The organism is Streptomyces longisporoflavus, assembly GCF_014649775.1.
In the GTDB taxonomy this organism is placed as follows: Bacteria; Actinomycetota; Actinomycetes; order Streptomycetales; family Streptomycetaceae; genus Streptomyces; species Streptomyces longisporoflavus.
On the sequence record NZ_BMTR01000035.1, the window covers coordinates 46,446 to 57,290 of the forward strand.

Sequence of the window (10,845 nt, forward strand, 5' to 3'; positions counted from 1 at the left end):
AAGGAACTGGCCGCCCGGCCGGGCCTGCCCGTCGTGTACGTGGCTTTGGCCACGAGAATGGACAGCACTTATCCAGCGCCGGCGGTCAGTGCCTCCCGTTCTCGTGAGCATCGCCCCTTGCCAGGCCTGCGTCGTGGGTGCCCGGTCAGGCTGGCCCGTGAGCGGCTCGCATGCCGGGTGCTCCGCGTGCGAGGAGCCGTGGTGTGGTGATCCTGCTCAAGCGTTGTGGTCAGCGGTTCCCGTCCTGCGCATCCTGGATGAAGTCGTTGGCGTGGCCCTGCTGTGCCTTGAGGTCAGGCATCTGAATGCCGGGATTGCTTGTGACCCCCGGCATTTGCATGTTGTACGGCTGAGTGGCGAAGCTTTCGGCCAGCTGCTGCTGCCGGTCCTGGGGCTGGGCCTTCAGCCACTGCTGCTTTTCCGGGTTGAGCAGCTCCATCAGCGTCTGGAGTGGGGAGGTTGCTCCTCCTGCGAGGTCGCTGAGGTCGGTCATGACGGTCTCCCTTGCGGTGACGAGGCGTGAGGCCTCGGGGTGTCTGGTTGGCCGACGCTCACACGCCGGTACCGCAGCCGTGCCCCGCAGGCAGACCGAAGATGTAGCCGCGGCGGAGAGAGCACCCCATTGGCCGCCTGGGGTGGGCCTGGCGCCGTCGGAACTCGTGAACATCGCGGCGCGGCCGCGGGCGTCAAACGCCTCCCGAACCGATGGATAAGTGCTGCCCAATTCCGGTTCAGGCACAAATTCCGTGAGGACGATCACCGGCATTCCTGTGCGGTGACACGGCGTCATCTGGGACCGTGGTGCGGTGTGATGACCTCGTTGGTGTGCTGTTCCCGTACCTCGACTCCGTGCTGGTGATGCGGGTCTTCCTCGCGGACGGGACGGTCCGCATCAGAGCCCGTACCGGTGACGACGACGTGTCGTGCCCGGACTGTGCGGTGGTGTCGGGACGGGTGCACAGCTCCTATGAGAGGCGCCTTGCGGACAGCCCGGTGGGTGATCAGAGGGTGCTGATCGAGCTGACGGTCCGCCGTCTGTACTGCGAGAACACCGCTTGCCCGCGCCGTACGTTCGTCGAGCAGGTCGACGGACTCACCGTGCGCTATGGCAGGCGGACCCCGGCCTTCCGCCGGGCGCTGGAGGCGGTGGCCGTCGCTCTCGCCGGCCGTTGCGGTGCTCGCTTCGCGACGATCCTGCACAGCGGCGTCAGCCGCATGACGCTGCTCCGGCTGGTGATGGCCATACCTGACCCTTCCTGGACGGTGCCGAAAGTGCTGGGGGTCGACGATTTCGCCACCCGCAGAGGACAGCACTACGGCACGGTCCTGATCGACTGCGAGACCAGCCAGCCCCTGGACCTGCTTCCCAGGCGGGATGCCGAGATGCTGCCCAGCTGGCTGCGCGCCCATCCGGGCTCCAAAATCATCTGCCGGGGCCGGGCCGGGTCCTACGCCGAAGGCGCCCGCACCGGGGCACCCCACGCGATCCAGGTCGCCGACCCCTTCCACCTGCTCCAGAACCTCGGCACCGCGGTCGAACGATGCGTCCGCCAGCACAACGCCTGCCTCGAGACACCCGACGCCGACGAGAACGGCATCGTGCACATCCCCTTCCCCGAACCGGAGAACACGACGAAGGAGATGTCGCCCATCGAAGCCCGGCTACGGCAACGCCACACGATCGTCCACTCCCTCCTCGACCAGGGGCATGGCCTCCGGGAGATCGCCCGGGAACTGCACATGGGCGGCAACACCGTCCGCAAAGCGGCCCGCGCCGAGACACCCGAGCAGATGCTTAACGGCCGCCACCAACGCCGCCCCAGCCGACTCGACCCGTTCAAAGAACACCTCGACCGGCGCTGGTCCGAGGGCCAGAGCAACGCCATCCTGCTGCACACCGAACTGAGGGAACTCGGCTACCAGGGCAATTACCAGATCATCAGCGACTACCTCAGGCCCCGCCGCCGACAGCGCATCCGTGTCGTCGGACCCGCACCACCGGGCGTTCGTGAGGTCACCGGTTGGATGATGCGCAACCCTGACCACCTGCGGAACGACGAGCGAGAACAGTTCGCCGACGTCCTCGCACGCTGCCCTGAACTGACCGCCGCCGAACGGCTCGTCCGCTCCTTCGCTGAGATCCTTGCCGCCCGCTCCGGCCAACACCTCAAGGACTGGATCGTCGCCGTTCAGGCCGAGAACCTTCCAGGGCTGCTCACCTTCGCGCACGGCCTGGAGAAGGACTGGGACGCCGTGCTCCACGGGCTGACCACCCGCTGGAACTCCGGGCCCGTCGAAGGTCGGGTCAACCACATCAAGATGGTTAAGCGTCAGATGTTCGGCCGCGCCAAGCTCCCCCTGCTCCGCAAGCGCGTGCTCCTCACTGCCCTCGTTCTGCCGCCACATTCCGTGAGGTCGATCAGCGGGGCCTACCGAGTTGCCGGCCCCACCAACACCCACACGCGAAGCCCCGAGGTTCACCCCTGACGATGAGTTTCTCTCCGTCGGCTGAGACTTCCTCCCGCTCGGCCGAGCAAATTAGCCTGCCGCTTCTTTAGAAGTATGAACCGGTCACGGGCGTACTCCTTCAGATCCCATGCGGGATACCGAATGGCTGGCAAATGTTCTTCATAGTTTCCCTCTGCCCAGCGCGCCGCGAGGATCTCGTAGTTGGAGACATGTGCACAGAGCTGGAGCATGGCCGAAGGCATTTCATCCTCGATGAGGAGGTCAGCCTTTGTGATCACTACGTCGCGCATTGCCTGAACGTTGGGGATGAAGACGGTGATAGACCAAGTTCGCCACTCGGCAAGTTCCTGCTCGGAGGGTGGCACTTCACGATGGAAGGGATTTTTTTCGTCTGGTCCTGAATACTTTTCGATAAATGACTGGTATGTGAGGGTGTTTGCCTCTACCAGTGAGAGGAGAGGTCCATAGAACTCGCTCAACTGCAAGTTTAATCGTGCTAACCGGGCCTGCCTCTGTGTCAGCCGGAGTCCGTTTAAGTAAGTCGCTATGTAGCCGATGAACGCCAGCCCGATCGTCACGCCCAGGGTATCCATGGAGAACAGGTTAGAGCTCTTCAACCGGTGGTTTGTTGAACCCGGCGGTAGAGCCCTTGGCTGGATGGCGGGACGGTAGCGAAGTAGCAGTAGCGCCCAAAGGTGACACAGGGACCCCTGAATCACGTGCAAGATCGCTCATTAAATGTGTGCCTGAACCCCAATTCCGTGAACAAAGCCATGTACGACACCAACATGCTCAACCACTGGCGCCAGCCCGGCGACGTGCGCTGGCGCGACGTCCTCAAAGGCCAGGGAGAAAACACGCCGCAGACCCGGCTCGTCGTACCACTGTGCGTGGTCGACGAACTCGACCGCCAGAAGTACGGCCAGGGGGATTTGGCCAGGAAGGCCGCCACCGCCATCCGCTTCCTCGAGCGCACCCTCCACAACAGTCGGCCCGGACACCCCGTCCCGCTACGCGAGGGCGTCACACTGGAAATCTGGGTCGACACGAACAACCGGGGCGGCGACACCGACCTGTCGATCCTGCGGTGCGCCGCCGACCTGGCCAACCTGCATCCGACCACCGGCGCGCGCGTCCTGACCGATGACATCGGCATGCGCCTGCGCGCCCAGCAGATGGACCTCAGGACAGTGCGGCTGCACGAAGACCACCGCAAGAAGGGCACAGCACTCAATGGCCAGCCCCCGCAAACGGGATAGACAGCACGCGACCCCCTGATGAGGGCAGCGCTGGATCTCCCTGGCCTCGTTCCCTGCCTGCTGGCCCGCCCGGGCGGCTACCGTAGAGGCATGGCCAAGGAGATCCGTCTGCAGATAGACGAAGAAACGTACGCGGAGCTGGTGCGCCAGGCCGCCGGCGGTCAGGTCGAACCCGACCGCTACGCCCAGCAGCTGCTGACCGCCGACCTCGCGCGGCCCCGGTTCACCGCGTCGGCCAAGGCCTTCGCCGACGAGCACGGCACAGCCTTCGCCGAGGAATTCGGCGCGGGCTCCACCAGCGACGCGGCCTGACGTGTCCTTCGTCCTCATCATCGATGAGCGCTGGCTTTTGGAGGCTGCGCAGAGCCTCGTCCCGGGCGATCCGGATATCACTGATCACGGAGCGATCGGCGCTGCGGTCGCCCGCCACCGGCATACCGTGATGGGCACCCTGGTCTACGACGCCCCGCACCACAGGGCCGCAGCCCTCCTGTACTGCCTGGCCAGGGTCCCGGCCCTGGAGCACTCCAACGAGCTGTTCGCCGCCCAGGTCGCCTACGCCTACCTCAACGCCAGCGGCATCGAGGCCAAGGTCACCAGCAAGGACGCCGTCGCCCTGGTCGCCGGGGTAGTCGAGGGCCGCCTCGGCGTACGCGACGTGGCCGCCGTCCTGAAGACCTGGATCTGAAGAGCCCATCTATTAACCTCTGTTGATCCTGTATGCACTTCACGGTAGAGGGCTTCGTACGCACAGAGCCCTCCGCTGGCCGTGGGTACGGCGGCGGGCTACTCAGGAGAACTAGGTACTTGTGCCCAGGCGGAGTGCGGTAGCTGCCGCCTAGCCTCCCGGTCATGACCGTTGAGCAGATGGCTGGATCGAGTGACCAGGTGGCGGCGCGGCAGCAGGCGCGGGGGACGGTGTCGCTGGTACTGGGTATTGTCGCCGTCGCGATGATGGTCTGCCCGTTGCTGCTCCCGGCGTGGGTCCGTCTGCTTCCCCTGTATTTCCTCCTGCCCGTGGGGGTCTCTGCAGTTGTCTCGGGCATCGTCGCGTTGCGCAGGATGCGGGACCATGAGGGAGCCGATCGCTACCGGGCACGGGCGGGCGTCGTGCTCGGCGCCGCAGCCATCGTGATTCCACTGACAGTGATCACCTTGGCAATCTGGGTGCTGAGCCAGGTCGAGACCTACTAGGGCCTGTGTGACGTCGTGATCAGTCAGTTGCCTTCGCAGGTCGTTGATCCAGATCATGGAGGCGCGGAGGTGGAGGCCGGCGAGGTAGCTCTGGGGCGTCTTGTCGTATCGAGTCGCGATGCCCCGCCAGGCCTTCAGCTTGTTGATCAGACGCTGGACGGTGTTGCGCTCCTTGTAGAGACCGGCGTCGTGACCTGTGGGCCGGCCGCCCCGGCTGCCTTTCCTCTTCCGGTTGGCTGTCTGGTTCTTCTTCTCCGGGATGACGGCCTTGATGTTGCGTTTGCGCAGGGAACGGTTGGCGCGGGATGAGTAGGCCTTGTCGGCGGCGACAGCCTCCGGCCGGGTCCGGGGACGGCCGACAGGCAGAGGGACCCGCACCTTCTGCAATACGGGGGCGAACTGCGGGCTGTCGGCGGCCTGTCCCGCGGTCAGGACGAACGACAACGGACGGCACGTGCGGTCCGCGGCGAGATGAACCTTGCTCGTCAGCCCGCCACGGGATCTCCCGAGTAGGGCTTGCTTCAGACGGAGCTTGTGCCGTCGTCTGAGGTGCCGCCGTTTTTCCGGTCGGGGGCGTCGCTTCCGTCCGTTCTGTTCCGGCGCGGCGCCCCCTTTTGCCGGGCCCGTTCCTGGTCGGCGGCGGCTTCCTCCAGGGCGTCCATGACCTCCTTGCCGATGTACATCCCGGCGGCATCGTGGTGGGCGCGGGCGGTGGTGGAGTCCACGCTGACCAGGGACAAGTCCGTCTGCCCGCGGCGGGCGGCCTCCGCGATCGTGCCTTCCAGGAGAGCAGAGAAGACCCCGGCGTCCGGCCAGACGCGAAAGCGCCCGTAGACGGTTGGCCACGGTCCGAACTCGGAGGGCATCTCGCGCCACTGGGCGCTGGACGGAACCGCCAGATCACCCCCTCGAACTGCTCCCGCAGCCGCTCGGGGTACGGACCGTACTCGCCTATCGGCAGGTACGGCTCGATGAACTCCCATTGCTCGTCGGTGATTTGCCTACGTGTCACACCCAGCGTCCTACCAGGTCCTACCCCTGCACGGGACCAGAACCCGAAATTGATCACGACGTCACTCAGGCCCTAGTTGTGTTGTTCTGACACGTTGGTGACGCGGCTGGCTGGGGTTTGGCCGCTGCGAACCCCCGGGATTGCACAGATTCGTCGGACGCGTCGGCCACTTGAGCTCGCGTCGTTTGCCGACGAATGGCCGACGGGCTGTGAGGACTGGGCTTTCCACCGGGCTGATGCGGGCGTGAGTGGCACAGCCGGGAGTCCCGGCGGTCAGGGCCGTCCGTAGAGGTGGGGTGCACAGAGCTCGTCGAGGAATTCCAGTAGCAGGTGACGCAGGGCGTCGGGGCGCTCCAGGTGTAGGTCGTGACCTGCGCCGGGGATGCTCGCGGCTGTTGCCCCCGGGTGCTGCTGGAGCATGGCTTCGGCCTCCGGCGGAGCGATGATGCCGGACTGCCCCAGTACGGCCAGGACCGGGCAGGTGATTGTCTGCCACTGGCCCCAGAAGGAGCGCCGGGCGTTCTCGGCCAGCGAGTCGACCATGATGTCCCGGTCGAAACGGGGCCACCAGCCGTCAACGTGCTCCTCGAGCCCTGCGGCCCAGCCCTCGCCGACTGCGCCGCCGCCGAGGAATGCTGCGGCGGCCTCACGGGTGGGGAACGGTGTGGGCCATGCGTCGAGCCATCCGCCGATGTCGGCCTGCACGTTCGCGTTGGGGCCGCCCGGGCCGGCTTCGACCAGGACGAGTCCGCGCACGAGGTGAGGGTGCGCGGCGGCAGTGAGCAGGGCGGTGTGGCCGCCCAGGGACTGACCTACAAGGACGGGCTGGTGCAGGCCGAGCTGTTCGAGGACAGCGGCGACGTCGGCGACGTAGGCGCTGCGGCTCACGTCGCGGGGGCGGCGCGAGCTGGCGCCGTGGCCGCGCTGGTCGACGGCGACGACCCGGTGGGTGGGGCTCAGGGCCCGGGCGAGGAGGTCCCACTCGCCGGCGTGTCCGGCCAGTCCGTGCAGGAGGACGACGGGCGGACCTGTACCGCCCCAGTCGCGGCAGGACAGGCGGACGCCATCGCGCTCCACGGCGCGTTCGGACCAGGTCATAGGGGCCTTCCTCCGGAGCTGGTGGTGCGGTGATCAGCAGCGGAACAGCTCGGCGAACCGGCGCAGTAGGGCAGGATCGCCTTCCAGGCGCACGCTGCCGTCAGCGATCACGTCGTCGGGGGTCGTGCGGCCGCTCATCAACTCGCGGACCGGGTGGCCGGACACGCGCTCGATGACGAGGTCGGGAGCCGGATGCCGGGTGGGCAGTGGCGGGAGATGCCGGCGGAGTTCGGCGCCTGGTCGACCGTCTCCAACCGGTTCCGGCAGTGGCGTGACGCAGGCGTGTTCGAGGCCCTGCTGGAGGGCCTGCTCGCAGAGGCCGCGAATCGGGGTGAGGTGGACTTGTCCCTGGTCAGTGTGGACTCGGCTACTGCCCGGGCCCACCATGACGCTGCCGGTATGCACCTGCCGCACGCCGCGCTGCGGAAGGCACGGGAGGCTGGGGCGGGCAGACCCGAGAGCGCGAACTGACCGGCGTTGTCCGCAGTCGGGGTGGCGGGCCGTGGTCGTTCCGTTGCGCGCGCGGACCGGGGGAGAGCTAACCATGCATGTCGACGGAGAGCATCACCCGGTCGAAGCGCAGGTCGGCGAGGTCCTGGCGGCGGATCAACCAGTGCATGCGGGGAAGGGGAAGCGCGACGACGTCGTCGCAGTACCAGTTGGCGAGCAGACACCAGTCGTTACCGCCCCCGTACTCGTACTCGTTCGCCAGTTCGACGGGATCGTCGTTCCAGAAGTCCGCATGGCCGCCGAGGTACAGGTCGGATCCGAAAGAGTTGCCGTCGACCTCCCCCCAGATGTCGCTTAGCTGGTCCATGAGTTCGTAGTCTTCGACGGTCATCTCGGACTCGTCGTCGGAAGGGTCTGCGAACCCGTCGGGACCGGACGAGGGCCATGACGGCCCCACGCGGACCGAGCGGTAGTCCCGCTCCTCGTACGAGCCGCGAACGGGCTCCGGGGCGGGGACCTCCGTCGTGGGCGTCCCGGCGGGTACGTACACCACGTAGCCGGGCCCCGGGCCCTGACCGAGCTTCTCGGCGTCGCCGAAGAGCAGCAGGTGCCCGTCGGCCGGAAGGGGGAGGCCGGTCGAGTTCGGTGGTATCTGCGCGCAGTCGATGGTGCAGAGGAATGGCTCGCTCGGCTTGCCCGTGCCGACCGGCAGCATGGGGTTGTTGCCGCCGAGGTGGACGACGACCGGTCCGTCGCCCCCTATCTGCGGATAGACCGCCGGCAGGAAGGAGCTGATCAACAGCTCCACGTTGCGCGATGACACGCCCGCTTCCGCCGCCTTGGCCCGAAACCGGCTCAGCGTTTCCGCCACGAGTTGATCAGTCATGCGCACAGCCTAAAGGCGGGCACTGACACGTAATCAGTGCGGGCGACGAAGGTGCGCATTATGACGCGCGCGGCGTCCCCGGTAAGTGCTTGGACGCGTCGGGCGGCACATGGAACGACGGAACCCCCGTCCACCTGTGGACCTGCCACGCCGACGCCAACCAGAAATGGACCCTGCCCTGACGCACACAAGGTGGTGAATCAGCGGCGACTCCGTCAGAACCGTGGTCGCCGGCCGCCGCCTTGCTGAGCGGCGGCCGGTGCGCGAGGAACGAGGCTCTGCCTCGCGGTCCTCGCGCGGCTAGTGGCTTGGCTCGGATTGTCGACCGCGTAATTGGTTCGCCGTCCGGTTCCCGTCATTCTGCCTCCAGATGTGATCTCGACGGTGGCCGTGAGGGCGTCCTTAAGTGTTCGCACGCCTGCGAGCACGGGCGAGGGCCCCTCCCACCCCGCGTGTCTGCCCGCTCTACCCGCCGTGGCCCGTCGCCTTGCCCGCCACGGCGGCGGCCGCGCGGACGAAGGCGGCCAGGGCTGGGGAGGTGGCGTGCTCGGGCCAGGCGAGGACGAGCGTGGTGGGCTCGGCATCATCGACCGGGACAGCGACCAGGTCGTCGCGGAGCTGGCCGCGGATGGAGGAGGGGAGGACGGCGACCATGCGGCGCAAGGCGATGAGGTGGAGAAGCTGCCCAAGGTCGTGGACCTCGGGTCCGTGTGAGCCACCCTCATATGCGCCCGGCCAGCGCGGCAGGGGCTCCCCGGCGAGGTCGTTCAGGCAGACCCGGGTACGGCCCGCGAGACGATGCGAACGCGGCATCACGAGGAGTTGAGTCTCGGTCAGGAGGTCCTGGGTGTCCAGGCCGCCGAGGTCGTGACGGGGGCGGTGAAGCAGGGCGGCGTCGGCACGACCCTCCCGCAGGAGGATCTCACGCTCGCCGAAGCTGCACACCAGGTCGACCGGCAGCGCACCCGGCTCAGCCTGATAGGCGTCGAGGATCGCGGGCAGCAGGCCACCGTCGCCGCCCGGCTTGATGACCAGGACCAGACGCGGGTCGGCGCGGCCGGCCCGCCGGGTGCGGCGCGCCGCGGCCGACGCGGCGTCGAGCACCGTACGGCTCTCGCGGAGCAGGACGGCCCCCGCCTCGGTCAGTGCGGCCCGGCGACTGCCACGTTCCAACAGGGTTACGCCCAGCCGTCGTTCGAGCTGCTGAATGGCGCGGGAGAGCGGCGGTTGGGTCATCCCCAGCCGGGCGGCCGCCCGACCGAAGTGCAGTTCTTCGGCGACAGCGGTGAAGTAGACGAGCTCGCGGAGCTCCAGTCCTTCCATACCCGCAGGGTATCGCTGCGTACCTGGTCGGTGTTGGAACTCCCGGCCGCCCCCGTGGTGGGCTGAACGCATGACAGAAACCACGATTGCCCTGGTCACCGGTGCCAACAAGGGCATCGGGCGTGAGGTCGCGGCCCGGCTCGCCTCGCTCGGCACGAACGTCCTGCTGGCCTCGCGCGACCCGCGCCGCGGTGCGGCAGCCGCAGCCGACCTGGGCCCGCGGGTGTACCCGGTCACCCTGGACGTCACCGACCGCGCCAGCGTCCTGTCCGCCGCCCGCTGGATCGAGGAGCGCTTTGGCCGGCTGGCCATCCTGGTCAACAACGCCGGCATCTCCGGCGACCTCGCCGCCCAGAGCCCTGGCAGTGTCGAACTGCCCGCTGTACGCGAGGTGTTCGAGACCAACGTGTTCGGCGTGATCAGCGTGACCACCACGATGCTGCCGCTGCTCGCCCGCTCTCCCGCCGCCCGGATCGTCAATGTCAGCAGTGGACTGGGCTCCCTCGCCCGGATGACCGATCCCGAGGACTACTTCACGACCCGGCCCCCGTTGGCCGCGTACGTGCCGTCCAAGACCGCACTCAACTCGCTGACCGTGCAGTACGCCAAGGAACTGCGCAGCCGCAACATCCTGGTCAACGCCGCCGATCCGGGGCCGTGTGCGACCGACTTCACCACCGCGTTCCCCGGCCTCACCCGCACCGCGGCCGACGGCGCGGCCGTGGTCGTCCGGCTCGCCACGCTGCCCGATGACGGGCCGACCGGCGGCTTCTTCGACGAGCACGGCCCGGTTCCCTGGTGAGCTGCCTGTCAGACAACCGGGGGACGGGGTGGTGGGGGTCAGCCCGGATGGGACGGGTGAGCCGGAGACCGCGCCGGCGCCCGACGGACCGCAGGGTGCGGGCGACGAACCGGAGGGCGCCTTGGTGGTCGTAGCGGCCCAGCAGTAGCCCGGCCGGGGAGCGCAGGGGGCCGGTGATCCCGGCGACGACGGCCTCAGTCGTTGTCCAGGCCCATTGGTGAAGAGGCAGTATTCCAACCCTAATCGGTACTTAAGGACGTTCCGAGGGACCGAGTGGATCTCGGGATGCTCGAGTACCGGATCGTGACATCTCGGGGCAGCCGGGCCAGTGACGCCTCAACGTAGACCGGGT

12 protein-coding genes and 3 pseudogenes are annotated in these 10,845 nt (G+C 67.7%); 8 read left to right on the forward strand and 7 right to left on the reverse strand.

Annotated features, from left to right (window positions below):
• Window positions 1–229 precede the first annotated feature (229 nt).
• Window positions 230–493, reverse strand: a complete 264-nt coding sequence (locus IE226_RS38520) for a hypothetical protein (protein ID WP_190086172.1) — start codon at window positions 491–493, stop codon at window positions 230–232.
• 332 nt (window positions 494–825) lie between these two features.
• On the opposite strand from IE226_RS38520, the gene IE226_RS38525 reads away from it, so the two are divergent.
• The gene (locus IE226_RS38525) at window positions 826–2,487 is read left to right on the forward strand and encodes an ISL3 family transposase (protein ID WP_229871822.1); all 1,662 of its coding nucleotides are present in this window, start codon (window positions 826–828) and stop codon (window positions 2,485–2,487) included.
• On the opposite strand, the gene IE226_RS38530 is transcribed toward IE226_RS38525, so the two are convergent.
• Window positions 2,478–3,062 carry a hypothetical protein gene (locus IE226_RS38530; protein ID WP_190086173.1) on the reverse strand — a complete coding sequence of 195 codons (585 nt, stop codon included), beginning with the start codon at window positions 3,060–3,062 and terminating at the stop codon, window positions 2,478–2,480. The genes IE226_RS38525 and IE226_RS38530 overlap by 10 nt on opposite strands.
• A gap of 168 nt (window positions 3,063–3,230) precedes the next feature.
• Between IE226_RS38530 and IE226_RS38535 the strand changes: the two genes are divergently transcribed.
• The 4 genes from IE226_RS38535 (at window position 3,231) to IE226_RS38550 (ending at window position 4,922) form a co-directional block, all read left to right on the forward strand.
• Entirely contained in the window at window positions 3,231–3,728 is a 498-nt protein-coding gene (locus IE226_RS38535) for a PIN domain-containing protein (protein ID WP_190086174.1), read from the forward strand.
• Between the two features lie 90 nt (window positions 3,729–3,818).
• On the forward strand, window positions 3,819–4,040 hold the full coding sequence (locus IE226_RS38540) for a hypothetical protein (RefSeq protein WP_190086175.1): 222 nt from the start codon (window positions 3,819–3,821) through the stop codon (window positions 4,038–4,040).
• A gap of 1 nt (window position 4,041) precedes the next feature.
• Window positions 4,042–4,416 (forward strand): fic family toxin-antitoxin system, toxin component, encoded by a 375-nt coding sequence (locus IE226_RS38545; RefSeq protein WP_190086176.1) that lies wholly within the window; start codon window positions 4,042–4,044, stop codon window positions 4,414–4,416.
• 164 nt (window positions 4,417–4,580) lie between these two features.
• Window positions 4,581–4,922, forward strand: a complete 342-nt coding sequence (locus tag IE226_RS38550; RefSeq protein WP_229871824.1) for a hypothetical protein — start codon at window positions 4,581–4,583, stop codon at window positions 4,920–4,922.
• 36 nt (window positions 4,923–4,958) lie between these two features.
• Here the strand turns inward: IE226_RS38550 and IE226_RS38555 are convergent.
• The 3 genes and pseudogenes from IE226_RS38555 to IE226_RS44960 all read right to left on the reverse strand — a co-directional run.
• Window positions 4,959–5,934: pseudogene (locus IE226_RS38555) on the reverse strand (IS5 family transposase); the annotation flags it as partial.
• Between the two features lie 273 nt (window positions 5,935–6,207).
• Window positions 6,208–7,032: an alpha/beta fold hydrolase gene (locus IE226_RS38560; RefSeq protein ID WP_190086177.1), complete on the reverse strand. Its 825-nt coding sequence runs from the start codon at window positions 7,030–7,032 to the stop codon at window positions 6,208–6,210.
• Window positions 7,033–7,065: 33 nt separating this feature from the next.
• Window positions 7,066–7,197, reverse strand: coding sequence for a hypothetical protein (locus IE226_RS44960; protein ID WP_268251313.1), 132 nt, complete (start codon window positions 7,195–7,197; stop codon window positions 7,066–7,068).
• 36 nt (window positions 7,198–7,233) lie between these two features.
• Here IE226_RS44960 and IE226_RS38570 point away from each other — a divergent pair.
• A pseudogene (locus IE226_RS38570) lies at window positions 7,234–7,473 on the forward strand (transposase); the annotation flags it as partial.
• 97 nt (window positions 7,474–7,570) lie between these two features.
• Here IE226_RS38570 and IE226_RS38575 read toward each other — a convergent pair.
• Complete coding sequence (locus tag IE226_RS38575; RefSeq protein ID WP_190086178.1) at window positions 7,571–8,368, reverse strand: DUF1963 domain-containing protein; 798 nt, start codon at window positions 8,366–8,368, stop codon at window positions 7,571–7,573.
• Between the two features lie 80 nt (window positions 8,369–8,448).
• Between IE226_RS38575 and IE226_RS38580 the strand changes: the two are divergent.
• Window positions 8,449–8,550 (forward strand): annotated as a pseudogene (locus IE226_RS38580) (RICIN domain-containing protein); the annotation flags it as partial.
• Between the two features lie 283 nt (window positions 8,551–8,833).
• Here the strand turns inward: IE226_RS38580 and IE226_RS38585 are convergent.
• Window positions 8,834–9,691, reverse strand: a complete 858-nt coding sequence (locus tag IE226_RS38585; RefSeq protein ID WP_190086179.1) for a LysR family transcriptional regulator — start codon at window positions 9,689–9,691, stop codon at window positions 8,834–8,836.
• A 70-nt stretch (window positions 9,692–9,761) separates the two neighbouring features.
• Here IE226_RS38585 and IE226_RS38590 point away from each other — a divergent pair, with 70 nt between their 5' ends.
• Window positions 9,762–10,493, forward strand: a complete 732-nt coding sequence (locus IE226_RS38590; protein WP_190086180.1) for an SDR family oxidoreductase — start codon at window positions 9,762–9,764, stop codon at window positions 10,491–10,493.
• Window positions 10,494–10,845 lie beyond the last annotated feature (352 nt).

What these genes read in the sequence shown, in the direction of transcription:
- IE226_RS38520 (WP_190086172.1), bottom strand. Translation starts at nt 493, where the DNA reads ATGACCGACCTCAGCGACCTCGCAGGAGGAGCAACCTCCCCACTCCAG.
- IE226_RS38530 (WP_190086173.1), bottom strand. Translation starts at nt 3,062, where the DNA reads ATGGATACCCTGGGCGTGACGATCGGGCTGGCGTTCATCGGCTACATA.
- IE226_RS38540 (WP_190086175.1), top strand. Translation starts at nt 3,819, where the DNA reads ATGGCCAAGGAGATCCGTCTGCAGATAGACGAAGAAACGTACGCGGAG.
- IE226_RS38550 (WP_229871824.1), top strand. Translation starts at nt 4,581, where the DNA reads ATGACCGTTGAGCAGATGGCTGGATCGAGTGACCAGGTGGCGGCGCGG.
- IE226_RS38560 (WP_190086177.1), bottom strand. Translation starts at nt 7,032, where the DNA reads ATGACCTGGTCCGAACGCGCCGTGGAGCGCGATGGCGTCCGCCTGTCC.
- IE226_RS38575 (WP_190086178.1), bottom strand. Translation starts at nt 8,368, where the DNA reads ATGACTGATCAACTCGTGGCGGAAACGCTGAGCCGGTTTCGGGCCAAG.
- IE226_RS38585 (WP_190086179.1), bottom strand. Translation starts at nt 9,691, where the DNA reads ATGGAAGGACTGGAGCTCCGCGAGCTCGTCTACTTCACCGCTGTCGCC.
- IE226_RS38590 (WP_190086180.1), top strand. Translation starts at nt 9,762, where the DNA reads ATGACAGAAACCACGATTGCCCTGGTCACCGGTGCCAACAAGGGCATC.